Annotated in this window: 17 protein-coding genes; 12 read left to right on the forward strand and 5 right to left on the reverse strand. The window is 66.3% G+C overall.

The features are described 5' to 3' along the window. The first annotated feature begins 299 nt into the window (after positions 1-299). The 4 genes from OSH07_RS11430 to OSH07_RS11445 all read left to right on the forward strand — a co-directional run bounded on the left by OSH07_RS11430 (position 300) and on the right by OSH07_RS11445 (position 3,865). Positions 300-1,733, forward strand: a complete 1,434-nt coding sequence (locus OSH07_RS11430) for an extracellular solute-binding protein (protein WP_266338778.1) — start codon at positions 300-302, stop codon at positions 1,731-1,733. Between the two features lie 166 nt (positions 1,734-1,899). Further along, positions 1,900-2,781, forward strand: coding sequence for a carbohydrate ABC transporter permease (locus tag OSH07_RS11435; RefSeq protein WP_266338779.1), 882 nt, complete (start codon positions 1,900-1,902; stop codon positions 2,779-2,781). Next, entirely contained in the window at positions 2,778-3,614 is an 837-nt protein-coding gene (locus OSH07_RS11440; RefSeq protein ID WP_266338780.1) for a carbohydrate ABC transporter permease, read from the forward strand. The genes OSH07_RS11435 and OSH07_RS11440 overlap by 4 nt, the downstream gene beginning before the upstream one ends. Positions 3,615-3,619: 5 nt before the next feature. After that, entirely contained in the window at positions 3,620-3,865 is a 246-nt protein-coding gene (locus tag OSH07_RS11445; RefSeq protein ID WP_266338781.1) for a DUF2160 family membrane protein, read from the forward strand. Positions 3,866-3,946: 81 nt separating this feature from the next. On the opposite strand, the gene OSH07_RS11450 is transcribed toward OSH07_RS11445, so the two are convergent. The 4 genes from OSH07_RS11450 to OSH07_RS11465 all read right to left on the reverse strand — a co-directional run bounded on the left by OSH07_RS11450 (position 3,947) and on the right by OSH07_RS11465 (position 8,322). Further along, on the reverse strand, positions 3,947-5,230 hold the full coding sequence (locus OSH07_RS11450; protein WP_266338782.1) for a TRAP transporter large permease: 1,284 nt from the start codon (positions 5,228-5,230) through the stop codon (positions 3,947-3,949). Next, positions 5,227-5,769, reverse strand: coding sequence for a TRAP transporter small permease (locus OSH07_RS11455; RefSeq protein ID WP_266338783.1), 543 nt, complete (start codon positions 5,767-5,769; stop codon positions 5,227-5,229). Before OSH07_RS11455 ends, OSH07_RS11450 begins: the two co-directional genes overlap by 4 nt. Before the next feature lie 47 nt (positions 5,770-5,816). Further along, positions 5,817-6,773 (reverse strand): TRAP transporter substrate-binding protein, encoded by a 957-nt coding sequence (locus OSH07_RS11460; protein ID WP_266338784.1) that lies wholly within the window; start codon positions 6,771-6,773, stop codon positions 5,817-5,819. Between the two features lie 229 nt (positions 6,774-7,002). After that, entirely contained in the window at positions 7,003-8,322 is a 1,320-nt protein-coding gene (locus tag OSH07_RS11465; RefSeq protein ID WP_266338785.1) for an aminotransferase family protein, read from the reverse strand. Between the two features lie 445 nt (positions 8,323-8,767). Between OSH07_RS11465 and OSH07_RS11470 the strand changes: the two genes are divergently transcribed. The 8 genes from OSH07_RS11470 (at position 8,768) to OSH07_RS11505 (ending at position 17,000) form a co-directional block, all read left to right on the forward strand. Further along, complete coding sequence (locus OSH07_RS11470; protein WP_266338786.1) at positions 8,768-9,442, forward strand: GntR family transcriptional regulator; 675 nt, start codon at positions 8,768-8,770, stop codon at positions 9,440-9,442. 196 nt (positions 9,443-9,638) lie between these two features. Then, the gene (locus OSH07_RS11475) at positions 9,639-10,652 is read left to right on the forward strand and encodes a substrate-binding domain-containing protein (protein WP_266338787.1); all 1,014 of its coding nucleotides are present in this window, start codon (positions 9,639-9,641) and stop codon (positions 10,650-10,652) included. Between the two features lie 44 nt (positions 10,653-10,696). Continuing rightward, a complete protein-coding gene (locus tag OSH07_RS11480; RefSeq protein ID WP_266338788.1) occupies positions 10,697-12,187 on the forward strand; it encodes a sugar ABC transporter ATP-binding protein in 1,491 nt (496 codons plus the stop codon). Continuing rightward, positions 12,184-13,170, forward strand: a complete 987-nt coding sequence (locus tag OSH07_RS11485) for an ABC transporter permease (RefSeq protein ID WP_266338789.1) — start codon at positions 12,184-12,186, stop codon at positions 13,168-13,170. The genes OSH07_RS11480 and OSH07_RS11485 overlap by 4 nt, the downstream gene beginning before the upstream one ends. Then, positions 13,167-14,114 (forward strand): ABC transporter permease, encoded by a 948-nt coding sequence (locus tag OSH07_RS11490; protein ID WP_266338790.1) that lies wholly within the window; start codon positions 13,167-13,169, stop codon positions 14,112-14,114. Before OSH07_RS11485 ends, OSH07_RS11490 begins: the two co-directional genes overlap by 4 nt. A gap of 124 nt (positions 14,115-14,238) precedes the next feature. Further along, the gene (locus OSH07_RS11495; protein ID WP_266338791.1) at positions 14,239-15,192 is read left to right on the forward strand and encodes an ABC transporter substrate-binding protein; all 954 of its coding nucleotides are present in this window, start codon (positions 14,239-14,241) and stop codon (positions 15,190-15,192) included. Between the two features lie 132 nt (positions 15,193-15,324). Next, positions 15,325-16,206, forward strand: coding sequence for an ABC transporter permease (locus OSH07_RS11500; protein ID WP_266338792.1), 882 nt, complete (start codon positions 15,325-15,327; stop codon positions 16,204-16,206). Continuing rightward, positions 16,203-17,000 carry an ABC transporter ATP-binding protein gene (locus OSH07_RS11505; RefSeq protein ID WP_266338793.1) on the forward strand — a complete coding sequence of 266 codons (798 nt, stop codon included), beginning with the start codon at positions 16,203-16,205 and terminating at the stop codon, positions 16,998-17,000. The genes OSH07_RS11500 and OSH07_RS11505 overlap by 4 nt, the downstream gene beginning before the upstream one ends. A 279-nt stretch (positions 17,001-17,279) precedes the next feature. Here OSH07_RS11505 and OSH07_RS11510 read toward each other — a convergent pair whose 3' ends face one another. Continuing rightward, positions 17,280-17,426 (reverse strand): hypothetical protein, encoded by a 147-nt coding sequence (locus tag OSH07_RS11510; RefSeq protein ID WP_266338794.1) that lies wholly within the window; start codon positions 17,424-17,426, stop codon positions 17,280-17,282. Positions 17,427-17,486 lie beyond the last annotated feature (60 nt).

Raw genomic sequence — 17,486 nt, forward strand, 5'->3', positions numbered from 1 at the left:
CGCCTCCCGCGCGCCGACAAAATTGTACAGAAGCGACGGCAAACGCGCGTGGTGACACCGAACAGCCTCTTCTAGAGTCTACCCTGAAGCACGCGGTTGATCGGCAGAACGGACCCTTGGTCCGGCCCGAGGCTCGGAGGAGAGCCCCGCTCGCTTCGGAAGACTGAACATGCGGCGCGCGCCACGACGGTGGCGCGTTGGAAGGTCCGGCTCGCGCAGCAGCGCGCGAACACTCATGCCTGCTTCGCAGGAAGCGGCTGGGAGCCGGTTGCCGTCGACAATCCGAGGGAGGACGAGGAATGTCTGGTTTGAAGCGAATGATGCTCGGCGCAGTTGCGGCGGGCCTGATGGCAGGCGTGACGCCCGCCAAGGCGGATTTCTGGTCCGATGCCGGCAAGGAATTCTCCGGCGTCACCATCCGCGGCATCTCCGAGAGCACGCCGCCGTCGAACTACGTCAAGAACGTGCTGGGCCCGGCCTTCACCAAGGCGACCGGCATCAATGTCGAGTTCGAGGCGACGTCCTGGGATCAGATGTACGACAAGGCGATCAAGGACATGGAGGCCAATACCGGCATCTATGACTTCGTCTACATCGAGCAGGACGCGGTCTACGGCTATCTGTCCCGTGACTTTCTGGTCGACATCACCAAGTTCCTTGCCGAAAATCCGAAGCTGAAGGCGCCCGACTACGATCCGGCCAACTTCACCACCTTCGCCAACTACTTCAAGGGCAAGGACGGCGACCTGTTCGGCGTGCCGATGGAGGCCTTCATCAAGGTCTACCTGTACCGCAAGGACCTGTTCGAGGATCCGGACGTCAAGGCGGCGTTCAAGGCCAAGTACAATCGCGACCTGGCGCCGGCCAAGAACCACGCCGAATACACCGAGGTCGCCGACTTCTTTACCCAGTGGGGCAAGGACAAGGGCATCGAGCTCTGGGGTTCGACGGTGCAGGCCAATACCGGCCACCCGGCGTCCTGGTATGAATATGTCGAGAGCGTCGCCCCGACCTTCGGCGTCTACAACTGGGGCATCGACGCGGCCAACAATTATGCCGCGACGGTCGAGCACGGCGGCAAGATGAACAGCCCCGAGGCCAAGGCCGCGCTCGAGTTCTGGATCAACCTGCTGAAGAACGCCCCGCCGGAGTCGACCGCGTCGACCTGGGACGAGGTCGCCGCCACCTTCGCGGCCGGCCGCGCCGCCCAGGGCCTCGTCTATGGCGAGAACGCGGCCTGGATCGCCACGGACGACTCCAAGTCGAAGGTCGTCGGCAAGGTCGGCGTCTCGCTGCCGCCGGTCGAGCCGGGCGTGATGGAGGCCGCGGAAGCCGGCACCGGCTATATCGGCTACTATGACGGCGGCGCCTTCGGCGTCCCGCATTCGTCGAAGAACAAGGCGGCCGCCGCCCTGTTCCTGCAGTATATCGCGCAGCCGTCGGTGCAGGCGGACTGGGCGGTCGCGGGCTCCCGTATCACCCTGCAGTCGACCTATGACGATCCGAAAGTCCAGGCCCAGGACGCCAAGACGGACGGCTACTACACGCTGATGCGCGACCAGGGCAAGCTGTTCGCCGGCGCCCCGCCCTACCCGTTCCACAACCAGCTGCGCGAGACCGTCGCCCCGATCTTCTGGCAGGCGATCTCGGGCGAGCTCTCCGCCTCGGATGCCCTCGACCAGATGGCCGAGGCCTCGGAAGCGGAACTGACCAAGCTCGGCTACCGCAAGTAAGCCGCCACGCGAAAGCGCCCCGCCGGAGGCGGGGCGCAGGGCGGGCCCTCTCCGGGCCCGCCCATTCCGCGATCGAGGGCCACGGCCCACCCCTGCCCGCCCGACCGTCGCCACGAGCGAGCGGGCGACGCGGCGATCCGCACGCGTTTCAACGAGGAACGGCTTCATGCGCTCCCAAACACTCGGCTGGCTGTTTCTGGCGCCGACCCTTCTGATCCTGGCCGTCTTCGGCCTGACCCCGTTCCTCTACGTGCTGGTGGTAAGCTTCTTCGACTGGAACAGCTTCGCCGCCGACCCGACCATGCGCTTCAGCGGCCTGTCGAACTACCGCCACCTGGTGTTCGACAAGGGCTTCCTGATGGCGCTCTGGAACACGCTCAAGTTCGGCGTCTTCGCCGTCGTCAGCCAGATCGTGCTCGGCTATTTCCTGGCGCAGCTCTTCATGAAGGATTTTCCGCTGAAGGGCTTCTTCCGCACCATCCACACGCTGCCGCTGATGATCGCGCCGGTCGCCGTCGGCGCCACCTGGCGCCTGATGACGGTGCCGGGCCTCGGCCCGATCCCGTATTATCTGAACCAGTGGTTCGGCTACGAATTCCTGATCAGCCGCTTCGCCGGCCAGGCCTTCCTGACCGCCGTGATCATGGACGTCTGGCACTGGACGCCGCTGGTGACGCTGACCCTGCTCGCGGCGCTCTCCTCCATGCCGAAGGAGCCGTTCGAACAGGCGCAGATCGACGGCGCCAACCGCTACCAGACCTTCTGGTACGTGACTCTGCCCATGCTGAAGCCGGCCATCCTCTCGGCGCTCTTCATCCGCCTGATGGATGCGATGCGCACGGTCGACGAGATCTGGATGCTCACCGGCGGCGGCCCCGGCTCGGCGACGCGCTTCATCGGCCTCTACATCTGGCGCATCGTCTTCCCCAAGACGGACTATGGCTACGGCTCGGCCATGTCGCTGATCACGCTCTATCTCACCATCGTCCTGTGCTGGCTGCTCTATGCCGGCCTGGTCGCCCGCCGCGATCTGAGGAAGCCCGAATGACACGCAACCGCCCTGGCCTGTCGCTGCTGTTCTGGCTGGCCGCCAGCCTGGTGACGCTGTTCCCGATCTACTGGATGTTCGTCGTCTCGGCGCGCAGCCGCGTCGAGCTGTTCAGCGCGCCGAGCTTCCTGATCCGGTCGTTCTTCTCCGAGAACTACCTGAACACGATCCACGACCCGACCTACCAGAAGTACATGCTGAACTCGATCGTCATCGCCAGCTCGAACGCGATCCTGGTGACGGTCCTCGCCCTCTTCGCCTGCTATGCGCTGTCGCGCTACAAGCTCACCGGCAAGGAGAACATCTTCTTCTGGACGATCACCAACCGCATGGCACCGCCGGCCGCGTTCCTGCTGCCGCTGTTCCTGCTCTACACGCAGGTCTTCGTCGTCGGCGACTGGAAGATGTTCGACACGCGGATCGGCCTGATCCTGCTCTATTGCGTGTTCAACCTGCCGTTCGCGATCTGGACGCTGCGCGGCGTCATCGACGCCATCCCGCGCGAGCTCGACGAGGCGGCCTATGTCGACGGCGCCAGCACGCTGCAGGTGATGTTCCACGTCATCCTGCCGCTGGCGCGGCCGGGCCTCGCGGTGACGGCGATCCTCTGCTGGGTCTTCGCCTGGAACGAATATCTGTTCGCCGCGACCCTCACCAGCGTCAACGCCCGCACGATCACCACGGGCCTGGCCGAGTTCGTCACCGTCACCGGCACCAATTGGGGCCAGATGGCCGCGACCGCCATGCTGACCCTGATCCCGGCCGTGGTGTTCCTGGCCCTGGTGCAGAAGCACATCGTCGCCGGCCTCACCTTCGGCGCCGTGAAGGGATGAACGAGATGGCGAGCGACTCCATCAAGACCCCCGTGCCCCGCCAGAATGGCAACGGCGCGCCGAAGCGCGCCGTCCGCCCCGACGGCTTCCTGCCGATCGACACCAACCTGTTCGACCGCATCTTCATCGCCGTGGTCGTCTTCGTCGCGATCCACCTGTTCTGGATGCGCTTCGTCGAACCGGCGCTGTCGATCTATGTCGCGACCGCGATCTCGGTGGTCGTCGGCGCGATCATCATCAAGCGCGGCTGAACCCAGCGCCGGCTCGACAAACAAAAAGGGCCGCTCTCCACGCCGGAGAGCGGCCCTTTATCTGTCCGGATGTCGGAGCGGCTATTTCATTCCCATGACGTGCGGCAGCCAGAGCACCGTCTGCGGCACGAAAGTGATGACTAGCAGCACGCAGAGCACGATGCCGACGATCGGCAGGCTGGCCCACAGCACCTCGCGCATCGGCACCTTGGCGATCGACTGGGTGATCAGCAGGTTGAGGCCGAGCGGCGGATGGATCAGTCCGACCATCAGGTTCAGCACGATGACCAGGCCGAAATGGGTCGGGTCGATGCCGAAGCTGGTGGCGGCCGGCAGGAAGATCGGCACCAGGATGATCGTCGCCGGCGTCGAGTCGAGGAACATGCCGGCGACCAGGAAGACGACGTTGACGATCAGCAGGAATTCCCAGGGCGACAGGTCGGCGCCATGCAGCAGGTTCTGGATGTCGCGCGGGATGCCGTGGACGACGACCAGATAGGCGATGAAGGACGAGACGGCGACGACCAGCATGATGTTGGCGGTCTGCAGCCCGGCATCGGTCAGCATGCCCGGGAACTGGCTCCACTTGAACTCGCGGTGGATCACCCAGCCGACGAAGATCGCGTAGAGCACGAGCACCGCGCCGAGCTCGGTGACGGTAAAGAGTCCGCCCTTGGCGCCGACGATCAGCAGCAGCGGCATGGAGAGCGCCCAGGCGCTGCCCTTGAACTGCTTGCCGATCACGCCCCACGGCTTGCGGCCGCGCGCCGGCAGATCGTGCTTCTTGGCGTACAGGATGACATAGGCGATCAGCGCCGAGGCGATGAGCAGGCCGGGAACATAGGCGCCGACGAACAGCTTGGTGATCGAGACCTGGGCGATGACGCCATAGATGACGAGCGGGATGCTGGGCGGGATGATCGGGCCGATGACGGCGGCGCCGGCCGTCAGGGCCGCGGCGAAGCCACCTGAATAGCCCTCCTTGCGCATTTCCGGGATGATCAGCGCGCCAGAAGCGGAAGCATCCGCCACCGACGATCCGGAAATGCCGGCCAGGAAGACGTTGGTGCCGACATTGACGATGCCGGACGAGCCGCGAATGCGGCCGAGCGCCGAAGAGAAAAGGTCGACGACGCGGGTGGTGATGCCGCCCGAATTCATCACCGAGGCGGCGAGGATGAAGAACGGCACGGCCAGCAGCGGGAAAGAGTCGATGCCGTTGACCATCTTCTGCGCCAGGATGAAGCCCGGCATGCCCCAGATCGCGATGATGATCAGCGCGGAGACGCCGAGCGCGATGGCGATCGGAACCGCCAGCAGGGCGAGCACCAGGAAGGTGACGGAGAGAACGCCGAGCATGATCATGATGCGGAGCTTTCGGTCGATGCGCCGTGGCCCTGGGATTGGGCCCGGAAGGCGGCTTCGCGCAACGCCGACTGGCGCGGCGTCAGGATGCGCTCGATAACGAAGAACAGGCCGAGCCCTGCAAAGGCGATCAGCGAGCCGTAGAACCAGGCGAAGGGCAGCCCTGTCGCGGGCGCGATCTTCTGGCCGACGACGATCATCAGATGGCGCGCATAGACGATCAGCATGACGAGGAAGGCGGCGGTGGCGAGATCGATCACGACGCCGAGCCGCTTGAACAGGTCGGCGTTCAGCCGGTCGTGCAGGAAGTCGATGACGATCAGTTCGCGACGGCTGATCAGCAGGGCGGCGCCGAGGAAGGTGAGCCAGATGAAGAGAAGACGGGAGATTTCCGCCATCCCCGGCGTCGCCGCGCCGATAAAGTAACGCGAGAAGACCTGCACGCAGACGAGAAGCACGATCGCGAGCAGCATGGCCCCGACCAGAAAGCTGAGAAGCCGGCGCAGAACATCGCCGATCCGGACGAGGACGTTGGTCATCTTACCCCCAGGGAGAAGCCCGCCGCCGTGGCGGCGGGCCTGGTGCTTTACTGCGAGGCGCGAATCTTGGCGATGATCGGCTGCAGGGCCGGATCGTAGTTCGCGGTCGCGGCCTTGGCGATGAACGGCGCCAGGTCGGGCTTGTGGACGATCACGCCCTCGGCAACGAGCGAGGCCAGCACGTCGGCCTGCGACTTGTCCGTGTAGTCGCGATACCAGTCGGCGCTGGATTCAGCCGCCTTCTGGAAGGCGGCGCGAACGCGCTCGTCCTGCTTCTGGTACCAGTCCTCGTTGCACATGAAGCCCATGGTCTCGGCCATGTGGTTGGTCATGACGAGATGCTTGGCAACTTCGTAGAAGCGCTTGTCCTTGATGGCGACCAGCGGCTGCTCGACGCCGTCGACGACGCCCTGCTGGATCGCCGTGTAGACTTCCTCGAACGGAACGGTCGCCGGATTGGCGCCAAGTGCGCGGATCGACTCGATATAGGCCGGGATGCCGGGGGCGCGGATCTTGCGGCCCTGCAGGTCGTCGAGGCTGTCGGCGGGCTTGGTCACCAGGAACTGGCGGAAGCCGTGGAAGGCCGGACCGATGACGCGGAAGCCGGCGTCCTTGGCGATCGACTCGATGATCTCCTGGCCGATCGGGCCGCGCCAGATGCGGAAGAAATCGTCCTCGTCGCGATAGAGATAGGCGACGCCCTCTGCATTGGCGGCCGGATGGAACGAGCCGAGGTCGCCGACGCTCTCATACATGCACTCGAGCACGCCGCCCTTCACCTGCTCCACCATCTCGTCGACCGTGCCGAGATGCGAGCCGGGGAACAGCTCGATCGAGACATCGCTGCCGAGATCGGCCTCGATCTTCTCCTTGAACACCTGCATGGCCTTGGTGTCCGGGCTGTCGTCGGAACCGGCGCCGCCGATGCGGACCGAGACGCCGGCCTGGGCCGACACCGTGGAGATCGCCGCGACACAGACGGCGGCAAGAAGCGTCTTCAACATTCGCTATTCCCTCAGTGGTTTTTCTTGTTCCGGGCACGCCGCGTCATGCGCACGCGCCCGCCTGCGCAGTCCGATCCAGTCTCGTTGCTTGAGCATGTGACAAGAAACGATACTCGATTATTGATAGTCTGCAAGCCAATCTCCGCCGCATGCCTTGCCCGATACGCAGGCATGTATGCCGCGAAGGCCACGCTTGGGAAGACGGAAGCGATCGCAGACCCCGACGCCATCACGCGATATCGCCGATGGTCTCGTCGAGAGCGTCGACGATGACGTCGATTTCCGCCTCGCTGACGATGAAGGGCGGGGTGATCTGGATATGGTCGCCGCCCTGGCCGAAATTGGCGCCGGGAACGCCGCCGCCGACGATGACGCCACGATCCTTCATGCCCGCGACAAGCCGCGAGGTGAAGTTCTTCTCGGCCGGGAACGGCGCGCGGGTCGCACGGTCGGCGACGAATTCGACGCCGCCGTAGAGGCCGCGACCGCGCACCTCGCCGATGCAGGCATGGCGCTGCTGCAGCGCGTCCAGCCGGTCGTGCAGATACTTGCCGATCGTGCCGGCGCGCGTGAACAGGCCCTCCTTCGACATGATGTCGAACACCTGCTGGCCGATGAAGCACGAGGTCGGATGACCACTATAGGTGAAGCCGTGCACGAAGCGCTTACGGCTGTCGCGGAAGAAGTCGGTGATCTTGTCGTTGATCAGCACGGCGCCGAGCGGCGCGTAGCCGCTGCCGATCGCCTTGCCGCAGGTGATCATGTCGGGAACGACGTCCCAGTCCTCGATCGCGAACGGCCGGCCGGTGCGGCCATAGCCGGCCAGAACCTCGTCGGCGACGAACAGGATGCCGTAGCGGTCGCAAATCTCGCGGATGCGCTTGTAGTAGTCGGGACGCGGAACCAGGCCCGAAGCGGTGGTGCCGACGATGGTCTCGGCGAAGAAGGCAGAAACGGTCTCCGGTCCCTCGAGGTTGATCGCGCGCTCCAGTTCGTCGGCGCAGTCGAGCGTGCAGCCGCCCTTGTCCTTGCAATAGGCGCAGCGATATTCGTAGGGCGGTGCGATGTGGATCACCGGCAGCATGTAAGGCGTGTAGGGCGCGCGCCAGCTGGTGCGGCCCGACAGCGACAACGTCGCGATCGTCACGCCGTGATAGCTCTGCCAGCGCGAGATGATCTTCTGGCGCTGCGTGTCACCGCGCTCCAGATGATACTGGCGGGCGAGCTTCAGCGCCGTCTCGTTGGCCTCGGAGCCGCCGGAGACGAAATAGACCGACTGCATCCCCTTCGGCGCGACGGAGAGGATCGACTTGCCGAACTCTTCCTGCCAGGGCGTCGTGAACTGGGCCGAATAGGCGAAGGTCACCTTGTCGCCGGCCGCCGCCAGCGCCTGGTAGATCTCGGTGCGGCCATGGCCGATACCGACCACGCCGGCGCTGCCCATGCCGTCGAGATAGGCCTTGCCGTCCGCGTCATAGAGATAGACGCCTTCGCCGCGGACGGCGGTCGGGAGCTCGGCTGCATAATCCCGGGAAAATATCGACGACACCTGGCTCTCCTGCTGGGCGTGCGCCACCCATGCGGCGGCGACTCTCCTGCCGTCCGTTTCGCCGTCTCACGACAGCCTGGCGGACGCCGCGCAAGATCCTGCGAGTTAGAACTAGTGTCAATATCGATTATTGATAAAATGGCAGCCGAAAAGGACAGGAAATTGCCTGCCACCCTGAGCCGCAGCCTGAGACAGGAATCGCGCACAGGATGCGGGACGACGGAACGCTCGGCCTAGTCGTGGTCGGAATATCGTTTATTGTTAGTTTTCAACACCCGACAGGCAAACGATCCGCTCGGAACTGGCTGGAGCGCATGAAGGCAAGCTACGCTTGGAGGCCGGCGTCGCGGGAAACGATTCCCGCCGCATGGCCAGCGACAGAACGACCGACGGACGGGCGCCGCCTCGGCGCCACCTCTCACCCGCCGCGTACAGGAACGATCCGATGATGGGCCGCCAGACCAAGAAGCCCGTATCCGGTGATACGCATGCCAGTCTCGAAGCCGAGATCGGCGACGCGTTGCGCAGCGCCATCCTGGATGGTGAATTCGCCCCAGGCGTGCGCCTGATCGAGCTGGAGCTCGCCACCCGCTTCAACGTCAGCCAGGGCACGATCCGCGCCGCGCTGAAGTTCCTGCAGGCCGAGGGCCTGGTCGAGTACCGGCCCCGGCGCGGCAATTTCGTCATCACCGTCGAGAAGAGCGACGTCTACGAGATCTCGATGCTGCGCGAGGCGCTGGAATCGCTCGGCGCGCGCCTCGCCGCCAAGCGGATCGACGACCAGGGCCGCGAGGCGCTGGAAGAACTGCTGCAGGCAATGCGGACGGCCGCGCGCACCGGCAACCGGGCGCGGCTGACCGAACTAGACTTCGACTTCCACCGCACCGTGATCGAGATCTCCGGCCACCGCCGCCTGATGGAGGTCTACAACCGGCTCGAGGGTCAGACGCGGATGTTCCTGCGTCTGACGGACAAGTTCTACCACGATCCGCTCGACATCATCGAGCTGCACGAGCCGCTGGTGAACGCCATCTGTAGCGGCGACGCCGAGGCCGCTTTCCAGCTCGCCAACCGGCACGCAGACGCCGATGCCGAGGAACTGATCGAGAGCATGCGCTGATCCGCCTGCCGAAGCGGAACCTTCCGCTGCGGCATATGCAATCTAAGGCATTGACTGAAAAGACGTTATTCCGACGCGTCGGGTCAGCCGGCCCCGAGCCGGCCAATCCGATTGACCGGCCATTCCGCCTATGAGAGCCTGCGTTGCGAGCCGCAAAGAGACGCGCTGAAGCGACTGGCTCCGGGAGGAATGCGCCATGAGAAAATTGCCCATTCTGGCTACCCTTGCCCTGGTTCTGATGGCCGGGGCCGCCCATGCCGACACGTCCGGCAAGAAGATCGCCTTCTCCAACAACTACGCCGGCAATTCCTGGCGTCAGGCGATGCTGAAGAGCTACGACATCATTACCAAGAAGGCGGTCGCCGACGGCATCGTCGCCGCGTCCGACGTCTTCACCACCGCCGATCAGGAAGTGCCGACCCAGGCGGCGCAGATCCAGAACCTGATCCTGCAGGGCTATGACGCCATCGTCATCAACGCCGGCTCGCCCGACGCCCTCAACGGCGCCGTCAAGCAGGCCTGCGACGCCGGCATCGTCGTCGTTTCCTTCGACGGCATCGTCACCGAACCCTGCGCCTACCGGGTCGTCGTCGACTTCAAGGCGATGGGCAAGGAACAGGTCGCCCAGATGGCGAAGTTCCAGCCCAAGGGCGGCAATCTCCTCGAGATCCGCGGCCTCGCCGGCACCTCGATCGACGAGGAGATCCACGCCGGCATCCTCGAAGGAATCGCCGCCAACCCGCAGTTCAAGATCGTCAATTCGGTCACCGGCAACTGGGACCAGACGACGGCACAGAAGGCCGTCGCCACCGTGCTGCCCTCGCTGCCCGAGATCGTCGGAATCGTCGACCAGGGCGGCGACGGCTATGGCGCGGCCCAGGCCTTTGCCGCCGCCGGCAAGCCGCGCCCGACCATCATTCTCGGCAACCGCCAGGACGAGTTGGCCTGGTGGAAGGAGCAGAAGGCCAAGGACGGCTACCAGACGTGGTCCTCGTCGATCGCGCCGGGCGTCTCCTCGCTCGCCTTCTGGGTCGCCCAGCAGGTGCTCGACGGCCGCACCGACATCCCGCACGACCTGCTGGTGCCCTACCTCGCCTTCACGCAGGAAGACTTCGAGGCGGCCCTGCCGAACATCCCCGAGGGCGGCGTGGCCACGCATGAATACACGCAGGCCGACGCGATCGCGGCGATCAAGGCCAACATCAAGTAGGCCGGGATCTCGCCCTCCCTCTGTCTGGGTGAATGCGGGTTGGAATGTCCGAGGGTAGCTCTGCCATCGTGAGGCTGGACGGCGTCGAAAGACATTTCGGCGCCGTCCGCGCGCTCGACGGCGTCGACCTCACGGTCGATGCCGGCGCCTGCGTCGGGCTGGTCGGCCACAACGGCGCCGGCAAGTCGACGCTCATGCATATCCTGGCCGGCAGCGGCCGGGCCGATCGCGGCCGCATCACCATCGCCGGCCACGAGGAGACCGCCTATTCCGTGGCGCGGGCGCAGAAGCTCGGGATACGCTGCGTGTTCCAGGAACTGTCGCTCTGCCCCAACCTGACGGTGGCGGAGAATGCGCGCATCACGCATGCGTCGCTGCGTGGCATCGGCTGGCGCAGGCGGTCGGCCGCCCTCATCCGCGCCAAGCTCGACGAGATCTTCCCGGGTCACGGCATCGACCCGTCCGACGTCGTCGGCGACCTCGCCATCGGCCAGCGCCAGATGGTCGAGGTGGCGCGCGCCTTCACCGTCACCGACGACCCGCTCCATCTCGTCATCCTCGACGAGCCGACCTCGTCGCTCGACGCCCATACCGCGGGACAATTGCTCGCCTTCGTGCGCCGCGCCGTCGGCCAGGGCATCAGTTCGATCCTGATCTCGCACATGCTGGGCGAGATCCTCTCCACCTGCGATCAGGTCGTCGTCATGCGCGACGGCAAGGTGGTCGCGACCGACATGGCCGCCGCGTTCGACCGCGACCGCCTGGTGGCGACGATGGGCGGCGCCAAGCACCGCGACAAGGCCGGCGCCGCCGCCCGAGCCCGCGGCGAGACGCCGGTCATGGTGCAGGCCCGGCCGCGCGGCCAGGCCGCCGGCGCCGAACTGGTCGCGCATCAGGGCGAGGTCATCGGCCTTGCCGGCCTCGCCGGCCACGGCCAGACCCGGCTGCTGCTCGACATCTACCGCGCCTCGACCGCGCGCAGGGCCGGCGTCGCGGTCAGCGCCCCGGTTTCGCTCGTCGCCGGCGACCGCCAGACCGACGGCATCTTTCCGCTGTGGTCGATCGCCGAGAACATCGGCATCCGCTCGCTCGCCAGTCTCCGGCGCGGGCTGCTGCTTTCCCCCGAGCGCGAGGCGGCGCTGGCCCGCGCCTGGCAACAGAAGATCGGCATCCGCACGCCGGATCTAGACAACAACATCCTGTCGCTCTCAGGCGGCAACCAGCAGAAGGTGCTGTTCGCTCGCGCCCTCGGCTCGGACGCCGGCATCGTGCTGATGGACGATCCGATGCGCGGCGTCGACATCGGCACCAAGCTTGAGGTCTACGACCTCATCCGCGAAGAGGCCCGCAAGGGCCGCACCTTCCTCTGGTACACGACCGAGATGGACGAGCTGGAGAACTGCGATCACGTCTATGTCTTCCGCAATGGCCGCATCGTCGCCGACCTCGCGCAGAGCGAGCTGACCGAGGAGAAGGTGATCCAGTCCTCCTTCGAAGAAGACGGACCGGAAGCCGCGCGGGAGCATACCCGATGAGCGCCGCCGCCCCTCCTTCCGAGCCGCTCGCCCGCGCCGGCTGGCGCTCGCCGGCCTTCGCCCGCGCGCTCCGCGCCCTGCTGCCGGCGCTGTCGCTGGTGCTGATCCTGATCGCGATCGCCTATCTGAACCCGCGCGCGATCAGCTATTTCGGCTTCTCGCTGATGCTCAATCTGGCGATCCCGATCGCGCTCGCGACAATCGCGCAGATGTTCGTCATCACCGTCAACGAGCTCGACCTGTCGATCGGCACCTTTGTCGGCTTCGTCGGCTGCGTCACCGCCACCTGGCTTCGCGATGCGCCGCTCCTCGGCATCGTCGTCCTGCTCGGTTCGATCGGCGTCTATGCCGCCCTCGGCGCGCTGATCCACCTGCGCAACCTGCCGTCGATCGTCGTGACGCTCGGCATGAGCTTCGTCTGGCAGGGATTGGCCGTGCTCATGCTGCCGAAACCAGGCGGCAAGGCGCCGGACTGGCTGCAGGGCTTCATGAGCCTGAAGCCGCCCTTCGTGCCGTTCCCGATCATCGCGGCGGTCGTCATCGCGCTCGGCGTGCATGTCGCGCTGATGCGGACCTCCTACGGCGCCGTGCTGCGCGGCACCGGCGGCAACGCCCAGGCGATCCGCCGGGCCGGCTGGTCGATCCTGAAGACCAAGGTGACGATGTTCGCGTTGACGGGCCTGTTCGGCGTTCTGTCCGGCATGGCGCTGGTCGGCATCACCACATCCGCCGACGCCAATCTCGGCAACGGCTACACGCTGCTTGCGATCGCCGGCGTCATTCTCGGCGGCGGCGAGTTCGTCGGCGGCCGCGTCTCGCCGATCGGCGCCGTCATCGGCGCGCTGACGCTGGCGCTCGCCGCCTCGCCGCTGCTGACCTTCATGCATATTCCGCCCGACTGGCAGGTGGCGGCCAACGGCGCCATCCTGATCATCGTGCTGGCGGCGCGCGCCCTGATCAGCCGCCGGGAGGGCGACCGATGAACGGCATCAACACCCTTCTCGCCCGGCCCTGGATCTGGTCGTTCATCGGCGCGCTGGTGGTCTGGCTCGCGGCCATCACCTTCACCGGCGGCTATGGCGCCGGCGGCATGATCACGGCGGCGCTGTCGCTCGCCGTCTTCATGGTCATCGTCGGCATCGGCCAGATGTTCGTCATCACGCTCGGCCCCGGCAATGTCGACCTGTCGCTGCCGGCCAATATCGGCCTCGCCAGCGCCGTCGCCATGAAAGTGATGGGCGGCAGCAATGCGATGATCGCCGTCGGCTTGGTGGCGGCGCTGGCGAGCGGCACGGCGGTCGGCGCCGCCAACTACCTCCTCATCCGCGTGCTGCGCATCCCGCCGATCATCGCCACCCTGTCGTCAAGCTTCATCGTCCTGTCGATCGACATCGCCTATGGCCGCGGCCTGCAAATCAAGCCGCCGCCCGCCTTCGCCGATTTCACCAACATCCAGATCCTCGGCATCCCGATCCTCGCCATCGGCGGCGTCCTCTTCGCCTTCCTCGCCGGCATCGCCCTGCAGCGCATGATCTATGGCCGCTCGGTGCTGGCGATCGGCCAGAACATGCGCGCCGCCTGGCTCGCCGGCATTCCGGTCGAGCGCATCCGCTTCCTGACCTACACGCTGTCCGGCGCGCTCGGCGGCATCAACGGCGCCCTGCTCGCCGGCTATTTCCGCGGCGCCAGCGTCGATATCGGCAACGAATATCTGCTGAGCTCGATCGCCGTCGTCGTCATCGGCGGCACCTCGGTCGCCGGCGGCAAGGCCAACGTGCCGGGGATCTGGGGCGCCTCGCTGTTCCTGGTCCTGCTGCTCACCATGCTCAACACCTTCGGCGTCAGCGCCGGCGTGCGCCTGCTTCTGACCGGCCTCATCATCGTCGGCGTCATCACCGCCGCTGGAGGCCAGGCCGCGCAGCGCTGAACAGCCCTCGCCGCGACCCGCGTTCGGCGGAAACCGGCATCGATGTTGACTTATGGTCCGGGGGCTGGTTTCACCTTTTGACCGAACAAACAAATTCCAATGAGCCACCAAGGGGGGCCTACTGATGAAGTTCCTGACTGCCGCCGCGATCGCGACCCTCGCCTTCGTCCAGCCCGCCCTCGCGCGCGACGTCACCGTCGATGTCACTGCCATCGTCGAGCATCCCGCGCTGGACGCGGTGCGCGACGGCGTCAAGGACGCACTCGGCGAGGCCGGCTTCAAGGTCGGCGAGAACCTGACCTTCAATTACGAGTCGGCCCAGGGCAATCCCGGCACCGCCGCGCAGATCGCCCGTCAGTTCATCGGCAACGGCCCGGACGTGATCGTCCCGATCTCGACTCCGTCGGCGCAGGCCGTGGTTTCCGCCACGCGCGACATCCCGATCGTCTTCTCCGCCGTCACCGATCCGGTCGGCGCGCAGCTCGTCAAGCAGCTGCAGAAGCCGGGCGGCAACGTCACCGGCCTCTCCGACCTGTCGCCGGTCGCCGACCACGTCGCGCTGATCAAGGAAATCATCCCCTCGGTGAAGACCATCGGCGTGCTGTTCAACCCGGGCGAGACCAACTCGGTTACGCTGGTCGAGCTGCTGAAGAAGTATGGCGCCGAGCAGGGCATCGCCGTCGTCGAGTCGCCCGCCACCCGTTCGTCGGAAGTGCAGAACGCCGCCCGCGCGCTTTCCGGCCGCGTCGACGCGATCTACGTGCCGACCGACAACACCATCGTCTCGGCGCTGGAATCGGCTGTCGCCGTCGCCGTCGAAAGCAAGCTGCCGCTCTTCACCGCCGACACAGAATCGGTCTCGCGCGGCGCCGTCGCGGCGCTCGGCTTCAACTACTATGACGTCGGCAAGCAGACCGGCGCCATCGTCGTGCGCATCCTGAACGGCGAAAAGGCCGGCGACATCGACATCAACGTCGCCGCCGGCACCGATCTGGTGATCAACCCGGCCGCCGCCGAGAAGATCGGCCTGACGCTGCCCAAGTCGATCATCGACCGCGCCACCAAGGTCATCAAGTAATCAAATGGAAGGCCCGGCCCCGCGCCGGGCCTTCCCTTTGCGTTCACGCGGCGGTACATGCCGCGTCCAGCATCGACACAAGACCAGGCCGCTCGTCGACGATCGGTCTGCCTCAGCGGAAGGGCCGCATTCGTGAGCCTCATTGCCTTTCTCGGCGCGGTTGAACTCGGCCTCGTCTTCGCCTTCGTGGCGCTCGGCGTCTACCTGGCGTTCCGCATCCTCGACTTCCCGGACCTGACGGTCGACGGCTCGTTCCCGCTCGGCGCAGCGGTTGCGGCCGTGCTGATCATCGCCGGCTGGAACCCGTGGCTCGCCACCGCCGTCGCCATGGCGGCGGGCGCCGCCGCCGGCCTCGTCACGGCAACGCTCAACGTCAAGTTCCGCATCCTGAACCTGCTCGCCTCGATCCTCACGATGATCGCGCTGTTCTCGGTCAATCTGCGCGTGATGGGCAAGCCGAACGTCGCGCTGATCAACCAGGACACGATGCTGACGCCGTTCTTCGGCCACGGCCTTTCCGAATTCTATGTCCGCCCGCTCTTCGTCGGCGTGCTGGTCGTCATCGCCGTCTTCCTGGTCTGGCGTTTCCTCGCCAGCGACCTCGGCCTCGCCATGCGGGCGACGGGCGCCAATCCGCGCATGGCGCGGGCGCAGGGCGTCAACACCAGCCTGCACATCTATCTCGGCATGGCGCTTTCCAACGCGCTCGTCGCGCTCGGCGGCTCGCTGTTCGCCCAGACCAACGGCTTCGCCGACGTGACGTCGGGCGTCGGCACCATCGTCGTCGGCCTCGCCGCGGTGATCATCGGCGAGACGCTGTTCCATTCGCGCCTGATCATCTGGGCGCTGATCGGCTGCGTCATCGGCTCGGTGCTCTACCGCATCGCCATCCAGTTGGCGCTTTCGAGCGACATCCTCGGCCTCAAGGCCTCGGATCTCAACCTCGTCACCGCCGTGCTCGTCGCCGCCGCGCTCGTCCTGCCACGCCTTCGCCGCGGGAGGGCCACGGCATGATCGAGCTTTCCAACCTCTCCGTCGTCTTCGGACGCGGCACGCCGCTCGAAAAGCAGGCGCTGTCCGGCCTCGACCTCGCCATCGAGGCGGGTTCCTTCGTCACCGTCATCGGCTCGAACGGCGCCGGCAAGTCGACCATGCTCGGCGTGCTGGCCGGCGACGTCATCCCGACCTCGGGCCGCGTCGCCATCGGCGGCCGCGACGTCACCCGCATCGCCACCGCCCAGCGCGCCAAATATGTCGCCCGCGTCTTCCAGGACCCGCTGACCGGCAGCTGCGGCGCGCTGACGATCCAGGAAAACCTGGCGCTCGCCGCCGCGCGCGGCAGCCGTCGCGGCTTCGGCCTCGCCATCGGCAGCAACCGGCGCGACGAATTCCGCTCGCGCGTCTCGGAGCTGAAGCTCGGCCTCGAGAACCGCATGGACGACCGGATGGACCTGCTCTCCGGCGGCCAGCGCCAGGCGCTGTCGCTGGTGATGGCGACGCTCGCTGGCAGCGAGGTGCTGCTGCTCGACGAGCATACCGCCGCGCTCGACCCCGGCATGGCCGAGTTCGTGATGGAGCTGACCCAGTCCCTGGTCGAGAAGCACAAGCTCACGACGATGATGGTCACGCATTCGATGCGCCAGGCGCTCGATTACGGCACCCGCACCGTCATGCTGCATGGCGGCAAGGTCATTCTCGACGTGGTCGGCGACAACCGCAAAAACCTGACGATCGAGGACCTGATCGAGATGTTCCGCAGGGCCCGCGGCGGCCAGACGCTCGACGACGATGCGCTGCTGGTGAGCTGAGGCGTCGAACATTCGTCCGACGACCCTGCCCGCACCATTCCGAATGCCCGCCTGAAGACCCTCACCCCCGCCATCTCCCGCAAGCGGGAGAGGGGGCGCCCCCCCTGCGGCCTCGAAGTCGATGACGGACGCCGGCCAAAAGGCCCTCGCCCGCTCGCGGGAGAGGGTTGGGTGAGGGGCTTGCTTTTCCCGCCTCTCGGGGCGCGTGAAGTTCGCTGAACCGGCGTCATCCTCCCCTTCGCGAGGAGGACGGCGGAGTTGGACGCGGTGCGTCCGCCTTCAGCGAACCGCCCTGCCCTTGCCGGCCTCGCCGACGCAGCGAAGTCCGCTGGCCGCGCCGATGCCCCAGAACAGCGAGCTGCAGTTCCGGCACGTGCCGCAGCCGCTCGGCGCGGCGGAAGCCGGGCTGGTCGTCGGGCTGGCCATGTCGAAAATCTCCGCTCGTTGCATGAGCGCAATCATCGCCGGACCGGGCGCGACTTCCAA

This window comes from Kaistia nematophila (assembly GCF_026343855.1).
In the GTDB taxonomy this organism is placed as follows: domain Bacteria; phylum Pseudomonadota; class Alphaproteobacteria; order Rhizobiales; family Kaistiaceae; genus Kaistia; species Kaistia nematophila.

Excerpts from the sequence above, each read along its gene's own strand:
- OSH07_RS11430 (WP_266338778.1), top strand. The coding sequence starts at position 300 with ATGTCTGGTTTGAAGCGAATGATGCTCGGCGCAGTTGCGGCGGGCCTG.
- OSH07_RS11435 (WP_266338779.1), top strand. The coding sequence starts at position 1,900 with ATGCGCTCCCAAACACTCGGCTGGCTGTTTCTGGCGCCGACCCTTCTG.
- OSH07_RS11440 (WP_266338780.1), top strand. The coding sequence starts at position 2,778 with ATGACACGCAACCGCCCTGGCCTGTCGCTGCTGTTCTGGCTGGCCGCC.
- OSH07_RS11445 (WP_266338781.1), top strand. The coding sequence starts at position 3,620 with ATGGCGAGCGACTCCATCAAGACCCCCGTGCCCCGCCAGAATGGCAAC.
- OSH07_RS11450 (WP_266338782.1), bottom strand. The coding sequence starts at position 5,230 with ATGATCATGCTCGGCGTTCTCTCCGTCACCTTCCTGGTGCTCGCCCTG.
- OSH07_RS11455 (WP_266338783.1), bottom strand. The coding sequence starts at position 5,769 with ATGACCAACGTCCTCGTCCGGATCGGCGATGTTCTGCGCCGGCTTCTC.
- OSH07_RS11460 (WP_266338784.1), bottom strand. The coding sequence starts at position 6,773 with ATGTTGAAGACGCTTCTTGCCGCCGTCTGTGTCGCGGCGATCTCCACG.
- OSH07_RS11470 (WP_266338786.1), top strand. The coding sequence starts at position 8,768 with ATGATGGGCCGCCAGACCAAGAAGCCCGTATCCGGTGATACGCATGCC.
- OSH07_RS11475 (WP_266338787.1), top strand. The coding sequence starts at position 9,639 with ATGAGAAAATTGCCCATTCTGGCTACCCTTGCCCTGGTTCTGATGGCC.
- OSH07_RS11480 (WP_266338788.1), top strand. The coding sequence starts at position 10,697 with ATGTCCGAGGGTAGCTCTGCCATCGTGAGGCTGGACGGCGTCGAAAGA.
- OSH07_RS11485 (WP_266338789.1), top strand. The coding sequence starts at position 12,184 with ATGAGCGCCGCCGCCCCTCCTTCCGAGCCGCTCGCCCGCGCCGGCTGG.
- OSH07_RS11490 (WP_266338790.1), top strand. The coding sequence starts at position 13,167 with ATGAACGGCATCAACACCCTTCTCGCCCGGCCCTGGATCTGGTCGTTC.
- OSH07_RS11495 (WP_266338791.1), top strand. The coding sequence starts at position 14,239 with ATGAAGTTCCTGACTGCCGCCGCGATCGCGACCCTCGCCTTCGTCCAG.
- OSH07_RS11505 (WP_266338793.1), top strand. The coding sequence starts at position 16,203 with ATGATCGAGCTTTCCAACCTCTCCGTCGTCTTCGGACGCGGCACGCCG.
- OSH07_RS11510 (WP_266338794.1), bottom strand. The coding sequence starts at position 17,426 with ATGGCCAGCCCGACGACCAGCCCGGCTTCCGCCGCGCCGAGCGGCTGC.